Raw genomic sequence first — 13492 nt, 5'->3', positions numbered from 1 at the left:
GGGCCCCGCGCCGGCTCGTGTTCTGGCCCTCGGGGGCCGCCACCACGGCGGGGCCCGCTGGCGGTTCGCCGGGTTCAGACGCCCGCGACATCGGCCGCCGCCCTCGTCGTCGCGCCGGCTCCGTCCGCCCCGCCGCCGCCAGCCGGTCCCGGTTCGGCCAGGGTCTCGGCCGTGGCGATCGCGGAGAGGACGGCACCGGCCTTGTTCAGGCACTCGTTGTCCTCGGCCTCCGGGTCGGAGTCGGCGACGATGCCACCCCCGGCCTGCACGTAGGCGACGCCCTCCCGGATCAACGCGGTGCGGATCGCGATGGCGGTGTCGGCGTCACCGGCGAAGTCGAGGTAGCCCACCACCCCCCCGTACAGCCCCCGGCGAGTCGGCTCCAGCTCCTCGATGATTTCCATCGCCCTGGGCTTGGGAGCGCCGGACAGCGTCCCCGCGGGGAAGCAGGCGGCGACGGCGTCGAAGGCCGTCCGGCCCTCGGCGAGTTCGCCGCGCACCGTGGAGACGATGTGCATGACGTGGCTGTAGCGCTCGATGCGGAAGAAGTCGACCACGTGCACGCTGCCCGGGCGGCACACCCGGCCGAGGTCGTTGCGGCCGAGGTCGACGAGCATCACGTGTTCGGCACGTTCCTTCTCGTCGGAGAGCAGGTCCTTCTCCAACAACGCGTCCTCGTCCGGATCGGCGCCCCGCCAGCGGGTGCCGGCGATCGGGTGGGTCGTCGCGTAACCGTCCCGCACCGTCACCAGCGACTCGGGGCTGGATCCGACGACGCTGAACGGGCGCTCCCCGCCCTCCCCGTCCGGCGCGGACAGCCGCAACAGGTACATGTAGGGGCTCGGGTTGGTGGTGCGGAGCACCCGGTAGACGTCGAGGGCGTCGACGTCGGTCTCCACCTCGAACCGCTGGGACACCACGACCTGGAACGCCTCTCCGGCCCGGATCGCCTCCTTCGCGGTCTCCACGGCCGCGAAGTGCTCCTCGCGGGACCGGCGGCGCGTGAAACGCGGGCGGGGACGGCCGAACGCCGACACCGTCGGCTCGGCCGGGGTGCACAGCAGGCGGGTCATCTCGTCGAGGCGGCGGACCGCGTCGGCGTAGGCGGCGTCGACGTTCTCCGGGCTGTCGTCCCAGTTGACCGCGTTGGCGATGAGGGTCACGGTGCCCTCGTGGTGGTCGAGCGCGGCGAGGTCGGTGGCCAGCAGCATCATCAGCTCGGGCACCTGGAGGTCGTTCTCGGTCAGGTCGGGCAGCCGTTCCAGCCGGCGCACCGCGTCGTAGCCGACGTAGCCGACCATGCCCCCGGTGAGCGGCGGCAGGCCGGGGAGCGGATCGGTGCGCAGCAGCTCCACCGACTCCCGCAGCACCGCCATCGGGTCACCCCCGCTGGGCAGCCCCACCGGCGGGCTCCCGGTCCAGGTCGCCTGGCCGTCGACCACCGTCAACGCGGCGGGACTGCGCACGCCGACGAAGGACCAGCGCGACCAGGACTTGCCGTTCTCGGCCGACTCGAACAGGAAGGTCCCGGGCCGGTTCCCGGCGAGTTTCCGGTAGACGCCGACGGGCGTCTCCCCGTCAGCGAGGAGCTTGCGCACCACCGGGATCACCCGCCGTTGGACCGCGAGCCGCCGGAACTCCTCCCTGGTCGGACTCACCGAACCAGTACCGCCACCGTGCACGCCAGCCATGCCGGTCATTGTGCCGCCGGACGGGGTCGTCACCCAAACCGGGTTTGGCCCGCCGAACGCCTGCCCGCGCCGCCCTCAGCCGGCGTCGGCGGCGAGCAGCAGCCCGTCGTCGAAGCAGGTTGCGCTGCCGGTGTGGCAGGCGGCGCCCGTCTGGTCGACGGTGAGCAGCACGGTGTCACCGTCGCAGTCCAACCGCACCTCGTGCACGTACTGGGTGTGCCCGGAGGTCTCCCCCTTGACCCAGTACTCGCCCCGGCTGCGGGAGAAGTAGGTGGCACGCCGGGTGGCGAGGGTGCGCCGCAGCGCCTCGTCGTCCATCCAGGCCACCATCAGTACCGCGCCGTCCTCCCGGCGCTGCGCGACCGCGCAGAAGAGACCGGCCTCGTTGCGCTTGAGCCGGTCGGCGATGGCGGGATCGAGCCGCGCCGAACCCATCGGCGACCTCCACGTTCTCGGTGTTCGCTCCGCCGGAGGGGCGGTGTGGTCAACGGCACCCGGCCGGGCCTCCCCGGGGGGTCAGGGCAGTCCTCCGTAGCGGCGGGCGGGCCCGGTGTTGAGCAGGACCAGCGTGTAGAAGGCGCTGGCGGCCAGCAGCAGGCCGACCACCGTCAGCCACCAGGGCCCGTCGCTCATCGCCAACAGCAGGTAGAGGAGCCCGGCCAGCGTCGCCCCCGCCAGGCCGAGGGCGCGCAGCGACGGGCGGCCGGCGTAGATGCTGACCGAGGCGGCCAGGACCAGCATGGTGATCATGGTCGGCAGCACCATGATGTCGGAGCCGCCCTCGGTCACCAGTCGCACCAGGCCCAGCACCAGGAACAGCAGTCCCCCACCGGAGAGGACGCCGATGGACACCCGCACCTCCAGCGGCGGACGAGTCCCCGTCGAGCGTTCCGCACGGCTCATCGCACCGTCACCGCCCCGGCCCGGAGCGCGTCCTTGACCTGACCGATGCGCAGTTCGCCGAAGTGGAAGACGCTGGCGGCCAGGACAGCGTCCGCGCCGGCCCGCACCGCGGGGGCGAAGTGCTCCGGTGCGCCCGCGCCACCGCTGGCGATCAGGGGGACGGAGACCTCGCGGCGGACCGCCTCGATCAGGTCGAGGTCGAAACCTCGCTTCGTGCCGTCGGCGTCCATCGAGTTCAGCAGGATCTCCCCCACTCCGAGCCGTTCCCCGGTGGCCGCCCATTCCACCGCGTCCACGCCGGTGCCCCGACGCCCCCCGTGAGTGGTCACCTCGAACCCCGAGGGGGTGGGCGGCTGCCCGGCGGGCACCCGGCGGGCGTCCACCGACAGCACGACGCACTGGGCACCGAACCGCCGGGAAGCCTCCCGCAGGAGCTCGGGGCGGGCGACGGCGGCGGTGTTGAGGCTCACCTTGTCGGCACCGGCACGCAGCAACCGGTCGACGTCCTCGACGCTGCGCACCCCGCCGCCGACGGTCAGGGGGATGAACACCTGCTCGGCGGTGCGGCGCACCACGTCGAAGGTGGTCTCCCGCTCGGAGGAGGAGGCCGTGACGTCGAGGAAGGTGAGCTCGTCGGCACCCTCGGCGTCGTAGGCCGCCGCGAGTTCCACCGGGTCACCGGCGTCGACGAGGTCGGTGAAGTTGACCCCCTTCACGACCCGGCCCCGGTCCACGTCCAGGCAGGGGATCACGCGCACGGCAACTGGCATGCGCCCAGGGTAGAGGCTGCCCCCTCCTCGGCCGTCGACCGCCGGTCACCGCGCGCCCCTCGGCGATCCGCGACCTCCCCGCCGGTCGGTCGGCGGTGCCACCGCCCTAGCCGGCCGCCGGGGGACGGGGTGGCAGCACGGCGGGCCGCCGCTCGGTGTGGTGGCGCATCCAGAACTTCCCGAACAGCGCGATCACCGGGAGGGTGAACAGCAGCGGGCCCACCAGCGCCAGCGGGCGCCGGATCCACCACCCGGCGTCCGGGACGATCGCCTCGGGGACCGTGACGCCGAACAGCCCCCACGACACCACCAGCCACAGGGCCATGCCCGTCGTGTGGAACAGGAACAGCGGCAGGGCGAACCGGTTGATGACGTCGTTGAACCGTCGCCACCGCGCCCCCTCCAACACGCCCTCCATCCGGGGGCGGAGGGTTTCCACCACGCCCATCTGGAAGACGAGCAGGGCCACGATGACGAAGGTCGGTGGTGCCATGTTCGAGAGCCGGTCGCCGGGCACGCCCACCATCGACCCCGGGTAGAGCCCGGAGAACACGAGCCCCACCAGGGCGAACAGCCCGGCCCACAGCAAGGACAGGTCCAGCCGGCGGGAGGCCAGGACGAGGCGCCGGTAGAAGAAGCCGGCCTGGTGGGCCAGTCCCCACACCAACACCATGTTCACCCAGCCCAACACCTCCAGCCCGTAGCGGAACCGGAGGACGTCCACGCACATGGCCAGGCCGCCCAGCCAGACGAGGGCCAGCACGTCGAAGCGGCGGTGCAGCCAGAGCGCCACGGGCAGCAGCGCGATCAGCATGAGGTAGACGGCGAGGAACCACAGCGGGCTGATGACCATCAGCACCGCCTGACCGATCCACTGGATGTCGAACAGCGCCCCGAGGACCAGGCCGAGCACGACCCAGGTGAGCATCAGTGCCGCACCGGGAACCGCGAGCTGCCGGAGCCGGTGCCAGACGAAGCTCCCGAGTCCCGACCCCCGCGCCTTCGCCCGCCGCCAGGACATCATGTGCACGTAGCCGCCGATGTAGAAGAACACCGGCATCACCTGGAGCAGCCAGGTGAAGATCCACAAGCCCGAGGTGAAGCCGAGCGGGCTGGTGGCGACCGGGCCGTCCGGCGTCCAGACCAGGATGGTGAACGCCCAGTGCCACAGCACCACCACCAGCAGGCTGAGGGCTCGCAGGAGGTCAACGTAGCGGTCCCGCTGGCCGGACGCGGTGAACTGGGACTCGTTCCCCTCGTCCGGAGCCTGTCCCGCCCCGTTCGGCCCGACCATCGCTACCCTCTCCCCAGGTTCTCCGGCAGGATGGCATGACGATGGATCAGGTCGGTTCCGATCCGGGGACGGCACGGTGGTCCCGCCGCCGCGGCCTGTTCCTCGTGCTGGTCATGTTGGCCTGCTCGGTGGTGATGACCACCACGATTCTGCCCGCGGCCGCCTACCCGTTCTGGAACGGGGTGGTCGCCGTCCTGACCGTCGTCGTGGCCCGCCGCTGCGGTCTGACCTGGCGGGCGTTGGGCATCGGATCCGATCTGGACCGCCGTGGCGTCCTGGTCGGCGTCGCCGCCGTGGCGGTCGTGCTGGTCGCGTTCACGATCGCGTTGGTCACACCCGAACTCCGGCAGGCCTTCGGCGACGAACGGGCGGCCGACGTCGGCACCGGGGCGATGCTCTGGGCGGTGCTGGTCCGCATCCCGGTCGGAACGGTCCTGCTGGAGGAGGTGGCGTTCCGGGGAGTGCTGCCCGCGCTGTTCCGGAGCGGCGACCGGGGCTGGTGGTCGGCGGCCGCCCTGGCCTCGGCGTGCTTCGGCCTCTGGCACGTGCTGCCCTCGCTCAGCCTCAGCGAGGGCAACGACGCGGTGGGCGCGCTCTTCGGCGACGCCACCCTGGTGACCAGCCTGACGGCGGTGCTGGCCACCTTCGTGCTCGGTCTGGTGCTGTGCGGGGTGCGGCGGTTGGGAGGTGGGCTGCTGGCGCCGGTCCTCGGACACCTGGCCAGCAACAGCGGCGCGTTCCTGCTGGCCTGGCTGCTGCACCTCTGAGCGATCAGCGGTGGACGGCGGCGTCCCGGACCACGGCCAGCGCCGCGGGGAGGGTGAACGCGCCCGAGTAGAGAGCCTTCCCCATGATCGCGCCCTCCACCCCGAGGTCGGCGAGACCCACCAGCGCGGTCAGGTCATCGAGGCTGGCCACGCCGCCGGAGGCGACGACCGGTGCCGGGGTCCGCTCGCAGACCGCGCGGAGCAGGTCCAGGTTCGGCCCGGTGAGGGTCCCGTCCCGGCCCACGTCGGTGACGACGTAGCGGGCGCAGCCGTCCCGGTCGAGGCGCTCCAGCGCCTCCCACAGGTCGCCGCCGTCGCTGGTCCAGCCCCGGGCGGCGACCCGGTGTCCGCGTTCGGTGATGCGCACGTCGAGACCGACCGCGATGCGGTCGCCGTGCTCGGCGATGGCCCGGGCGCACCAGTCGGGGTTCTCCAGTGCCGCCGTGCCGAGGTTCACCCGTCGACAGCCGGTGGCCAGCGCGGCGCGCAGCGAGTCGTCGTCCCGGATCCCGCCGGAGAGTTCCACGTCGATGTCGAGGCGGCCCACGAGTTCCGCGAGCAGCTCGCGGTTCCCACCCCGTCCGAAGGCGGCGTCCAGATCCACCAGGTGCACCCACTCGGCTCCGTCGCGCTGCCAGGCGAGCGCGGCGTCCAGGGGGGAACCGTACGAGGTCTCGGTACCGGCCTCACCGCGCACGAGCCGGACGGCCTGGCCGTCCACCACGTCCACGGCGGGGAGCAAGGTGAAAGTCACCGGGCAACCTTAAGGCCTGCCGACCCTCGGTCCCCGGAGCGGTTCCCCCACCGGGGGGGTGCGTCGCGACACGCCCGGGGTCAACGGTCCCGGTCCCGGTCGCGGCCGAAGACCACCGCGGCGGGCACCGCGATCACCAGCAACAGCACGGCCAGCGCCCCCCACAGCGACAGCCCGAGGTTGACCAGCACGGCCTGCCCGACGCTCGCCGTCATCACGACGATCAACAGGAGCGCGACGAGCCTGGTCCCCCCGCCGGGCCGCACGGAGCGGAAGCGGCGCCCGGTCACCGGAGTTCCCGCAACCAGTTCCGCAGCAGGACCGCGCCCGCGTCCGCCGACTTCTCGGGGTGGAACTGCGTCGCCCACAGCGGTCCGTCCTCCACGGCCGCCACGAAGTCCTCTCCGTGGTGGCCCCAGGTGACCAGCGGTTCCGCCGGGCCGGTTCCCTCCTGGTCCCAGGTGCGGACGGCGTAGGAGTGGACGAAGTAGAACCGGGTCTGGGGGTCGAGGCCGGCGAAGAGCCGGCTGCCCGCCGGGACGCGGACCGTGTTCCAGCCCATGTGGGGCAGTACGTCCGCCTTCAGGCGCTCCACCTGCCCCCGCCACCGACCGAGCCCGTCCGCGGTGCTCCCGTGCTCGACGCCGCGCTCGAAGAGGACCTGCAGTCCGACGCAGACGCCGAGGACCGGCCGTCCGGCGCGGAGGCGGCGGTCCACGATCTCGGCGCCGCCCACCTCCCGGAGTCCTTCCGCGCAGGCGGCGAACGCGCCTACACCCGGTACCACCAGGCCCTCCGCCTCGACGGCCGCGCGGGCGTCGGAGGTCACCGTCACCTCGGCGCCCGCTCGCTCCAACGCCCGCTCGACGGACCGGAGGTTGCCCGACCCGTAATCCAACACGACGACTGATGCCACGTGTCCAGGCTAAACCGTCGGGCCGGCGGGGGGACCGGTGTGCCCACGGGCCGGGGAGGCGGGGGCGGAGGCCCCGCCGCCGGGGTCAGGAGCTCGGTGGCCGGAGGCGGGAGCCGGGCCGGTCGGGCGCCGTCGCGGCCCCGGTCGGGACGGCGAGCACCGCTCCGCAGCACTCGCGGAGCGTGAGGGGAACAACCACCAGGTCGGGTGGAATCCGCACCGGCGAGCGACCGCCGGTCAGCGATCAGGGGGTGTCGTCAAACGATCCGCGCCGCACGTTGCCCACGAACCCCGACCAGTCCGAGGAGGCGAAGACCAACGCCGGCCCTCGGGGGTTCTTGGAGTCCCGCACCCCTGCGGCCCCGGAGACGAAACGCACCTCCACGCAGGAGGAGTTGCCGGCGCTCCGCGTCGACTTGAACCAGGAGGAGCGTGCCGACCGGTCGTGACGAACGGGGGACACCCGACTGGTCACAGCAGCTCCTTGGCGATCAGACGGATGAGGGCTAACGAGTCGGCCGCGCTCAGGGCCAGCGCGGCGGCCTGCGAGTACGCCAGATCGTACTCGCGGACCCGCATGTAGTGATCGATCAGGTCGGTGGAGGTGACCGTCTCCTGCCAGACCAGCGTGGGCAGGCGCGAGCTGGCGAAGTCGAGCAGGTAGAACGTCGACCCCCCCAGCGCGTGGTAGGCGTCGGCCGTGAACGGCACCACCCGCAGGTCGAGGGTGTCCGGGCAGGACTCGATCATGTCAACGAGATAGGTGAGCTGGTCGGCCAGCACCCGGGGCCCCCCGACGTGCTGGCGGAGGACGGCCTCGTTGATGACGGCCGTGTAGTGGATCGGCGAGGGACCGGTGAGCCGCTGCTTGCGCAGCATCCGCGCCTCGACCCGCCGGTCGACCTCCGCCAGCCGGATGTTGGGACCCCCGCCCCGGATCACCGCGCGCGCGTAGTCCTCGGTCTGGAGGAGGCCCGGCACCAGGCCCCCGTCGTAGGCCCGGCAGCTCTCGGCCCCGTGCTCGTAGCCGAAGAACCGGAGGAGGTCGTCGCTGAACAGGGCCGAGTAGGAGTTCCACCACGGGCGCTGGTTGGCGTCGCGCCGCAGCGCAGCGAGTTCCTCGGCCTCGTCGCGGTGGAACTCGTAGATCTCGGTCAGCGCGGCCAGCCGTTCCTCGGCGATCTTCGTCTTGCCCCGTTCGACCTCCGACAGGTAGCCCTGGGTGCAGCCGCTGCGCTTGGCCACCGCCTGCGCCGTGAGCCCCATCAGCTCCCGGCGTTCACGAAGCCGAAGCCCGAGTTCCCAACTCGCGACCGTGGGTGAGGACGGCGCCATCCCGGTTCCTTCCCTCGAACTGCCGTGCGCAATGCCGCCGCCCACACAACCCCATCGGAGTACCAGTGGCAATCAACCTCTTGGGCGATAGCCACTAGTGATATTGGCTGACGGGGTCACGACCGGAAGAACTCCCGGGCGGCCCGCCCGATGCTCGTCGCGTCCAGTCCGTGCGCCGTCATGTGCTCCTCGGGCGTGCCGTACGCCCGCAGCTCGGCATCCCTGGACACGCCCAGCGACCGGAGTCGGTGGGGGACCGCCTCGAGCGCGGAGGCCACCCGGTGCGCCGAGGTCCCCGCCAGGTACGGCTCGACGAGGAGAACGTCCGCGTGCCGTGCGCGGCCGACCGCCTCGGCCAGGCCGGCCGCGTCGAAGGGTCGGACGGTCGGTGTGTAGAGCACGGTGACGTCGAGATCCCCCACTCCCTCGACGGTCTGGTCGAGCACGGGGCCGACGGCGAGCACCACTCCCCGGTCCGGGCCGGGCCCGCTCCTGACCGGGTGGACTCCCGCGCCGACCGGCATCGGCCGCGAGTTGGTCGGGCCGGACAGGCGGACGTAGACGGGGTCCTCGGAGTCGAAGGCGTCCCGCAACAGCGCCGGGACCTCGTCAGGATGGCCGGGGACGTGCACCCGCCACCCCGGCAGCGTGTCGAGCAGGGCCACGTCGCCGGGTGCCTGGTGGGTGCGTCCGGCCGCGCTGGCGTCGAACGAACCACCGATGCTGACCAGTACCGCCCCCACCCCCTGGTGGCCGATGCTGATCTTGAGCTGTTCGAAGGGCCGTTCCACCAGGAACGGGGTGTAGGAGTGGACCACGGGACGCAGACCGGTCAGCGCGAGGCCGCCGGCCACCCCGATCATGGCCTGTTCCCGGATTCCGACGTTGAGCACGCGGTCGGGCCAGCGGGCCGCGGCCGGGGCGAAGCTGTCCGCGCTGATGTCGGCCAGCACCACCGCCAGCCGGTCGTCTTCGCCGAGGCGCGCGGTGACCGTCTCGACGAAGACGTCGCGCATGGTCTTGGCGGGCCGCTCGCCGTTCTCGGCGGCCGGGGCGGGTCGGGTGCTCATCGGGCTCGCTCCTCCGTCGTCGTGGCCGGGTCCTGGTGCGCGTGGTCGGGCGCGTCGAACGGTTCGACGCGGGCGACGACCACCGAGGGCCGTCCGGCGGGCCGCGTGGTGAGGGCTGTGTACAGCGCGTCGTGGTCCCGGCCGTCCACGGTGGCCCCGTGCCAGCCCTCCACGGTGAACCGGCCCTCGATGCCGCCGGGCCAGCCGTGCGAGGCGGAGGCGTTGTCCACGACCACCGTGGTCAGCCGGTCCAGCCCCAGCCGGCCGGCGACCGCGATGGCCTCGTGGTTGCTGCCCTCGTCCAGCTCGGCGTCCCCGGTGAGGACCACGACGCGGGAGTCGATGCCCCGGGCGCGGAGGCCCAGAGCGGTGCCGACGGCCAGCGGGAGGCCGTGGCCGAGGGAGCCGCTGCCGATCTCCACCCCCGGGATCAGCATCCGGTCGGGGTGGTAGCCGAGGGGGGAGCCGAAGGTCGCCCAGTCGGAGAGCTGGTCGGGGTCGAGGAATCCCTTGGCCGCGAGCACCGCGTAGTAGGCCATGGGGCCGTGCCCTTTGGACAGCAGGAAGCGGTCGCGCCCCTCGGCGTCGACCCGGTCGGGGCTGACGTCGAGGACCCGGTCGTAGAGGACCCAGAGGACGTCGAGGGTGGAGGAGGACGCGGAGTGGTGCTTCTCGTCGCCGGTCATCCGGCGGACGAGGGCCGGCAGGTCCGCGTACTCCCACGGCGTGGTGGTGGAGTGCTTCGTCATCACCACCCCAGCCTGATACTTCGACATTGGTTGAGGTCAAGGGTTAGGCTGTTCCATGCCCGTGAACAGTCCCACCCTCAGCATCGGCGAGATCGCCCACCGCAGCGGAGTCCCCCACAGCGCGTTGCGCTTCTACGAGGACCGCGGCCTGATCTCCTCCCACCGCACGAGCGGGAACCAGCGCCGGTACGACCGGTCCGTCCTGCGCCGGCTCGCCTTCATCCGCTCCGCGCAGCGGGTCGGCCTGAGCCTGGAGGACATCCAGGCGGCGCTCGCGACCCTCCCGGAGAAGCGCACCCCGACCCGGGCGGACTGGACGCGGCTCTCCCGGCAGTGGCGGTCCGAACTCGACGCGCGCATCGACGGACTGGTGCGGCTGCGGGACCGCCTCGACTCGTGCATCGGTTGCGGCTGCCTCTCGCTGGCCACCTGCGGACTGCACAACCCGCACGACGAGCTCGCCGCGCACGGTCCGGGAGCTCCCCTGCTCAGGCCGGCCCGGGAGGGCGGCCGCTGACCCGATCGCCGGTCCCGACCGCTCGGACGAGGGGTCCGCGAGCCCCCCGGGGCGGCCGACGGCGGACGGCCGGGGCCGTCGCGGCACATCGCGAACCGGCCCCGACCGTGGAACTCCCGACTCCCCGACTCCCGACCCCGCTGTCCCCGGCTCCGGAGGAGCCGGGGCGCTCGGCGCGAGCACCGTGGACGGGCGCCGGCCGCCGACCCGCTCACCGCCATTCCGGCCACCGGTCACCCACCGGACCGGGCCGCGCCGGACCGGCTCGTCGCCGGGAACGGCGTCGGACCCCGCGCGCACGACGAGGCGCGGCCGGGCACCACCGGTGCTCGTCCACCGCGCCGGCGCGGTCACCACCGACGGTCCGGCCGGAAGGACCCCGACCGGTACGCGGCCCGCCCGGCGACCACGCGCCCGAGCCGGTCTCCCCGTCGTGCTCGGCGTGCCCCGCGGGGCCGGCACGTCCTCCTCCTCGGGCCAACGGGGTGCGGCTCAGGACGGAGGTACCGCCCCGCCGGCCGCGCCCCAGGAACTGGGTCAGCCCGTCCAGAGCACCGCCCCGGCACCGGCGAGCACCGCTCCGACCAGGAGGACGACCACGCCGGCCCGGCTGGTCCGCCGCAACGACCAGGCTCCCCCCAACAGGAACCCGGCAACGCCGAGCAGCACGATCGACACCCAGGTGAACTCCACGCGGAACCCTTTCTCGTCGTGACACCTCGTCCGCCGGCCCTGCGCCGCGAACGGACCGGGACACCGGTGCGGCGCGCCCCGCCTACCGGCGCTCGGTCAGAGGGCGCCCTTGGTGGAGGGCACGCCCCGCAGCCGCTCGTCCGGCTCGACGGCCGCCCGCAGCGCCCTCGCCACCGCCTTGAACTGGGCCTCGGTGATGTGGTGGGGATCGCGACCGTGGATCACCCGCACGTGGAGCGCGATCTGGGCGTGGAACGCCAGCGAGTCGAAGACGTGCCGGTTGAGCACGAAGGGGTAGTTCCCCCCGATGGTGAAGGTGTTGTAGGTCTCCGGCTCGCCGGTGTGCACGCAGTAGGGCCGACCGGACAGGTCGACCGCCGCGTGCCCCAGGGTCTCGTCCATCGGGATCCAGGCGTCCCCGAAACGGCGAACGCCCTTCTTGTCGCCCCACGCCTCCCGAAGAGCCTGACCCAACACGATCGCGGTGTCCTCGACGGTGTGGTGCGCGTCGATCTCGGTGTCACCGCTGGCCCGCACCCGCAGGTCGAAGGCCGCATGGGTACCGAGCGCGGTCAGCATGTGGTCGTAGAAGGGCACGCCGGTGTCGATCTCGACCTTCCCGGCGCCGTCGAGATCGACCTCGACCTCGACCGAGGATTCCCTGGTGGTGCGCTCCACCCGCGCGATGCGGTTCACCGCTCGTCCTTCCCGTCTGCGGCCCCCTCGGCGATGCTCCTGCTCGCGGCGAGGAAGGCGTCGTTCTCCTCGGCCGTGCCCACGGTCACCCGCAGGTGCCCCGGGATGCCGACGTCACGAACGAGCACACCGTAGTCGAGGTAGGAACGCCAGGACGCCGCCGCATCCGGGAAGCGTCCGAACAGCAGGAAGTTGGCATCGGAGTCCACCACGTCGAACCCGAGCGCCCCGAGCCCGCCGGCGACGCGGTGCCGTTCCTCGATGAGGGTTCGCACCGACTTCAGCGTCGCGTCGGCGTGCCGGAGCGCCGCGCTGGCGGCGGCCTGGGTCAGGACGGACAGGTGGTAGGGGAGGCGGACGAGCAGCAGGGCGTCGACGATCGCCGGCGCGGCGGCGAGGTAGCCGAGTCGACCCCCCGCGAAGGCGAACGCCTTGCTCATCGTCCTGCTGACCACGAGCCGCTCCGGGTACTCGTCGATCAACGACACCGCGCTCGGGGCGGAGGAGAACTCCGCGTAGGCCTCGTCGACGACGACGATCCCGGTCGCGGCGTCCAGCACGGTACGCAGGTCGGCCAACGGCACCGACTGCCCCGTCGGGTTGTTGGGGCTGGTGACGAACACGACGTCGGGGCGGCGGGACCGCACGGTCTCGGCGGCGGCGGCCGTGTCCAGCGAGAAGTCCGCCCGGCGGGGCGCGGCGACCCACTCGGTGCGGGTCCCGGCGGCGATGATGGGGTGCATCGAGTAGGACGGCTCGAAGCCCAGGGCGGTCCGGCCGGGGCCGCCGAAGGCCTGCATCAGCTGCTGCAGGATCTCGTTGGAGCCGTTGGCCGCCCACACGTTGCGGACGTCCAGCGGGGTGGAGGTGGCCCGGCACAGGTAGGCCGCCAGGTCAGCGCGCAGCGCCAGGGCGTCCCGGTCCGGGTAGCGGTGCAGGTCGGCGGCTGCCCGGCCCACCGCGGTGGTGACGTCCGCCACCAGCTCGGCGGGCGGCGGGAAGGGGTTCTCGTTGGTGTTGAGCCGGACGGGCACGTCGAGCTGCGGAGCCCCGTAAGGGCTGCGGCCGCGCAGGTCCGGGCGGAGCGGCAGGGCGTCCAGCCCGACGCGGGCGCCGGGCACGGCGGAGGCGGGGGGTTCTGGGGTGGTGCTCAACTCGATGCTCCAGTCTCGGGGCGGAAACGCGCGGTGACGGCCTCTCCGTGGGCCGGCAGGTCCTCGGCCTCGGCCAGGGCGACCACGACGTCGGCGACGTCCCGGAGCGCCTGCTCCGAGTAGTCCACGACGTGGATACCCCGGAGGAAGCTCTGCACGGACAGCCCGCCGGTGTGGCGGGGG

18 protein-coding genes are annotated in these 13492 nt (G+C 72.9%); 2 read left to right on the top strand and 16 right to left on the bottom strand.

Features of this window, described 5'->3' with window-relative positions:
• Positions 1-74: 74 nt before the first annotated feature.
• The 5 genes from ACTIDRAF_RS0203580 to ACTIDRAF_RS27065 form a co-directional block, all read right to left on the bottom strand.
• Positions 75-1700 carry an anthranilate synthase component I gene (locus ACTIDRAF_RS0203580; RefSeq protein WP_016697348.1) on the bottom strand — a complete coding sequence of 542 codons (1626 nt, stop codon included), beginning with the start codon at positions 1698-1700 and terminating at the stop codon, positions 75-77.
• A gap of 66 nt (positions 1701-1766) precedes the next feature.
• Positions 1767-2126 (bottom strand): phosphoribosyl-AMP cyclohydrolase, encoded by a 360-nt coding sequence (gene hisI, locus ACTIDRAF_RS0203575; RefSeq protein ID WP_016697347.1) that lies wholly within the window; start codon positions 2124-2126, stop codon positions 1767-1769.
• A gap of 81 nt (positions 2127-2207) precedes the next feature.
• Positions 2208-2594, bottom strand: coding sequence for a hypothetical protein (locus ACTIDRAF_RS0203570; RefSeq protein WP_016697346.1), 387 nt, complete (start codon positions 2592-2594; stop codon positions 2208-2210).
• A complete protein-coding gene (gene hisF, locus ACTIDRAF_RS0203565; protein WP_016697345.1) occupies positions 2591-3364 on the bottom strand; it encodes an imidazole glycerol phosphate synthase subunit HisF in 774 nt (257 codons plus the stop codon). The genes ACTIDRAF_RS0203570 and hisF overlap by 4 nt, the downstream gene beginning before the upstream one ends.
• Positions 3365-3470: 106 nt before the next feature.
• On the bottom strand, positions 3471-4658 hold the full coding sequence (locus ACTIDRAF_RS27065) for an acyltransferase family protein (protein ID WP_016697344.1): 1188 nt from the start codon (positions 4656-4658) through the stop codon (positions 3471-3473).
• Positions 4659-4693: 35 nt separating this feature from the next.
• On the opposite strand from ACTIDRAF_RS27065, the gene ACTIDRAF_RS0203555 reads away from it, so the two are divergent.
• Positions 4694-5425, top strand: coding sequence for a CPBP family intramembrane glutamic endopeptidase (locus ACTIDRAF_RS0203555; RefSeq protein ID WP_016697343.1), 732 nt, complete (start codon positions 4694-4696; stop codon positions 5423-5425).
• A gap of 4 nt (positions 5426-5429) precedes the next feature.
• Here the strand turns inward: ACTIDRAF_RS0203555 and priA are convergent, their stop codons facing one another.
• The 7 genes from priA to ACTIDRAF_RS0203520 all read right to left on the bottom strand — a co-directional run bounded on the left by priA (position 5430) and on the right by ACTIDRAF_RS0203520 (position 10249).
• A complete protein-coding gene (gene priA, locus ACTIDRAF_RS0203550; protein ID WP_016697342.1) occupies positions 5430-6179 on the bottom strand; it encodes a bifunctional 1-(5-phosphoribosyl)-5-((5-phosphoribosylamino)methylideneamino)imidazole-4-carboxamide isomerase/phosphoribosylanthranilate isomerase PriA in 750 nt (249 codons plus the stop codon).
• Positions 6180-6259: 80 nt separating this feature from the next.
• A complete protein-coding gene (locus ACTIDRAF_RS27060; protein ID WP_016697341.1) occupies positions 6260-6469 on the bottom strand; it encodes a hypothetical protein in 210 nt (69 codons plus the stop codon).
• On the bottom strand, positions 6466-7095 hold the full coding sequence (gene hisH / locus ACTIDRAF_RS0203540; RefSeq protein WP_026065741.1) for an imidazole glycerol phosphate synthase subunit HisH: 630 nt from the start codon (positions 7093-7095) through the stop codon (positions 6466-6468). Before hisH ends, ACTIDRAF_RS27060 begins: the two co-directional genes overlap by 4 nt.
• A gap of 244 nt (positions 7096-7339) precedes the next feature.
• A complete protein-coding gene (locus tag ACTIDRAF_RS32445) occupies positions 7340-7570 on the bottom strand; it encodes a DUF397 domain-containing protein (protein WP_245533430.1) in 231 nt (76 codons plus the stop codon).
• Entirely contained in the window at positions 7567-8430 is an 864-nt protein-coding gene (locus ACTIDRAF_RS0203530; RefSeq protein ID WP_016697338.1) for a helix-turn-helix domain-containing protein, read from the bottom strand. Before ACTIDRAF_RS0203530 ends, ACTIDRAF_RS32445 begins: the two co-directional genes overlap by 4 nt.
• 116 nt (positions 8431-8546) lie before the next feature.
• Positions 8547-9500 (bottom strand): transketolase family protein, encoded by a 954-nt coding sequence (locus tag ACTIDRAF_RS0203525; protein WP_016697337.1) that lies wholly within the window; start codon positions 9498-9500, stop codon positions 8547-8549.
• Complete coding sequence (locus tag ACTIDRAF_RS0203520) at positions 9497-10249, bottom strand: thiamine pyrophosphate-dependent enzyme (RefSeq protein WP_039785615.1); 753 nt, start codon at positions 10247-10249, stop codon at positions 9497-9499. Before ACTIDRAF_RS0203520 ends, ACTIDRAF_RS0203525 begins: the two co-directional genes overlap by 4 nt.
• 55 nt (positions 10250-10304) lie before the next feature.
• Between ACTIDRAF_RS0203520 and soxR the strand changes: the two genes are divergently transcribed.
• On the top strand, positions 10305-10766 hold the full coding sequence (gene soxR, locus ACTIDRAF_RS0203515) for a redox-sensitive transcriptional activator SoxR (RefSeq protein WP_016697335.1): 462 nt from the start codon (positions 10305-10307) through the stop codon (positions 10764-10766).
• A gap of 537 nt (positions 10767-11303) precedes the next feature.
• Here the strand turns inward: soxR and ACTIDRAF_RS34190 are convergent.
• The 4 genes from ACTIDRAF_RS34190 to ACTIDRAF_RS27055 all read right to left on the bottom strand — a co-directional run.
• The gene (locus tag ACTIDRAF_RS34190; protein ID WP_016697334.1) at positions 11304-11459 is read right to left on the bottom strand and encodes a hypothetical protein; all 156 of its coding nucleotides are present in this window, start codon (positions 11457-11459) and stop codon (positions 11304-11306) included.
• Between the two features lie 96 nt (positions 11460-11555).
• Positions 11556-12155: an imidazoleglycerol-phosphate dehydratase HisB gene (gene hisB, locus ACTIDRAF_RS0203505; protein ID WP_016697333.1), complete on the bottom strand. Its 600-nt coding sequence runs from the start codon at positions 12153-12155 to the stop codon at positions 11556-11558.
• Positions 12152-13276 carry a histidinol-phosphate transaminase gene (locus ACTIDRAF_RS0203500; protein WP_016697332.1) on the bottom strand — a complete coding sequence of 375 codons (1125 nt, stop codon included), beginning with the start codon at positions 13274-13276 and terminating at the stop codon, positions 12152-12154. The genes hisB and ACTIDRAF_RS0203500 overlap by 4 nt, the downstream gene beginning before the upstream one ends.
• Before the next feature lie 29 nt (positions 13277-13305).
• A partial coding sequence (locus ACTIDRAF_RS27055; RefSeq protein WP_039785612.1) for a histidinol dehydrogenase occupies positions 13306-13492 on the bottom strand: 187 nt, incomplete at its 5' end.

Origin of the sequence: Actinoalloteichus spitiensis RMV-1378, assembly GCF_000239155.1 — a bacterium.
In the GTDB taxonomy this organism is placed as follows: Bacteria; Actinomycetota; Actinomycetes; order Mycobacteriales; family Pseudonocardiaceae; genus Actinoalloteichus_B; species Actinoalloteichus_B spitiensis.
This window is presented reverse-complemented; position numbering and strand designations above follow the sequence as displayed.

What these genes read in the sequence shown, in the direction of transcription:
- ACTIDRAF_RS0203580 (WP_016697348.1), bottom strand. Translation starts at nt 1,700, where the DNA reads ATGACCGGCATGGCTGGCGTGCACGGTGGCGGTACTGGTTCGGTGAGT.
- hisI (WP_016697347.1), bottom strand. Translation starts at nt 2,126, where the DNA reads ATGGGTTCGGCGCGGCTCGATCCCGCCATCGCCGACCGGCTCAAGCGC.
- ACTIDRAF_RS0203570 (WP_016697346.1), bottom strand. Translation starts at nt 2,594, where the DNA reads ATGAGCCGTGCGGAACGCTCGACGGGGACTCGTCCGCCGCTGGAGGTG.
- hisF (WP_016697345.1), bottom strand. Translation starts at nt 3,364, where the DNA reads ATGCCAGTTGCCGTGCGCGTGATCCCCTGCCTGGACGTGGACCGGGGC.
- ACTIDRAF_RS27065 (WP_016697344.1), bottom strand. Translation starts at nt 4,658, where the DNA reads ATGGTCGGGCCGAACGGGGCGGGACAGGCTCCGGACGAGGGGAACGAG.
- ACTIDRAF_RS0203555 (WP_016697343.1), top strand. Translation starts at nt 4,694, where the DNA reads ATGACGATGGATCAGGTCGGTTCCGATCCGGGGACGGCACGGTGGTCC.
- ACTIDRAF_RS0203530 (WP_016697338.1), bottom strand. Translation starts at nt 8,430, where the DNA reads ATGGCGCCGTCCTCACCCACGGTCGCGAGTTGGGAACTCGGGCTTCGG.
- ACTIDRAF_RS0203525 (WP_016697337.1), bottom strand. Translation starts at nt 9,500, where the DNA reads ATGAGCACCCGACCCGCCCCGGCCGCCGAGAACGGCGAGCGGCCCGCC.
- ACTIDRAF_RS0203520 (WP_039785615.1), bottom strand. Translation starts at nt 10,249, where the DNA reads ATGACGAAGCACTCCACCACCACGCCGTGGGAGTACGCGGACCTGCCG.
- soxR (WP_016697335.1), top strand. Translation starts at nt 10,305, where the DNA reads ATGCCCGTGAACAGTCCCACCCTCAGCATCGGCGAGATCGCCCACCGC.